This is a genomic window from Desulfovibrio sp. 1188_IL3213, from assembly GCF_036763145.1.
Classification (GTDB): domain Bacteria; phylum Desulfobacterota; class Desulfovibrionia; order Desulfovibrionales; family Desulfovibrionaceae; genus Desulfovibrio.
On sequence record NZ_JBAIYR010000563.1, the window covers coordinates 1 to 1,240 of the forward strand.

1 protein-coding gene and 1 pseudogene are annotated in these 1,240 nt (G+C 61.8%); both read right to left on the reverse strand.

Annotated features, from left to right (window positions below):
- A pseudogene (locus V6C16_RS13595) lies at positions 1–275 on the reverse strand (lipoyl synthase); the annotation flags it as partial.
- Between the two features lie 50 nt (positions 276–325).
- A complete protein-coding gene (gene lipB / locus V6C16_RS13600; RefSeq protein WP_333534391.1) occupies positions 326–1,039 on the reverse strand; it encodes a lipoyl(octanoyl) transferase LipB in 714 nt (237 codons plus the stop codon).
- Positions 1,040–1,240: the final 201 nt, after the last annotated feature.

The following is a 1,240-nucleotide window of genomic DNA, read 5'->3' on the forward strand; positions in this document are numbered from 1 at the left end:
CCCAGGGCGAGCGCGGCCTTGGCGACGCGCTCCGGTTCGTCGGGGCTGGGGGGCGCGGTCTGACCGGGATGAATGTTGCAGAAACGGCAGTTGCGCGTGCAGGTTTCGCCCAGGATCAGAAAGGTGGCCGTACCGGCGGAGTAGCATTCCTGCCGGTTGGGGCAGTTGGCCGCCTTGCAGACGGTGAAAAGGCCCAGGTCATCCACAAGGCCGGTGGTGGAGAAAAAGCGTTTGTCCGAGGCCAGTGGGCGGCGCAGCCAGGGCGGCATGCGCATGGCTTTTTGCGGTTTGTCGCCGCAGGAGCCGGAAGCGGAGGTTTTGCAGGTCACTTTTCAGTCCTTTGCGCGTCTTGCAACAGTGTCATGAGGTCTTGGGCGGCCCGCAGGATGGGCAGAAGCTGGCCGTGGCTCCCGGCGGGCTGGAAAATATGGTAAAACTCTTCAAGAAAGGCAGCTTTTACGGCGGCCATGTCCGGAGCCGGGACAGCCGTTTCCCGCGCTATGGATGTGGCGGCCACGCCTTCCAGGCCGCAGGGCGAGATAATGTTGAACAGGGAGAGGTCCTCGGCCACATTGAGAGCCAGACCGTGCATGGTGACGTAGCGGTTCACCGCGATGCCCAGCGATGCGATCTTTTTTTCGCCCGTCCATACGCCGGGAAAGCCCTGCCGCCGCTCTGCCGTCACGTCAAAGCGGGCCAGCATGCGTATGGCGGTTTCCTCAAGGTCGTGCACATAGGCGCGGATGCCGCCGGACCGCTTCTTGAGGCTGATAATCGGATAGGCCACAAGCTGACCCGGAAAATGGCAGGTCACGTTGCCGCCACGGGTGCTGTGCACGATGTCCACATGGTCGCTCCACATGCTTTGCAGGTGCGGCGGAACATTTTCCTCACCGGAGTTTTTACCGATGCTCACGGTGGGCGGATGCTCAAGCAGCAGCAGGATGTCATCCCCGCCGGATTGCACCAGTGCCTGTACCTGCTTTTGCAGGGCAAAAGCGTCTTCATGGCCGATGCGGCCCAGATCAAATGCAAGCATGTCGTTTCTGCTGTTTTTCGTCCTGTTTACGCGGGCGGTGTTTTTACCGCAAGTCGCAGGGAGTGGCGTCCTGTGAAAGGAAGACCAGTTCTTCCGTAATGTCCAGCAACTCTTCCATAAGGCCGCCGCCGCTCATGGGGTGGCCGAAAAGCGCCTGCCTCTGGCTGTCCAGGCCGCGCCTGTCCACGGCGTCGGGCAGGG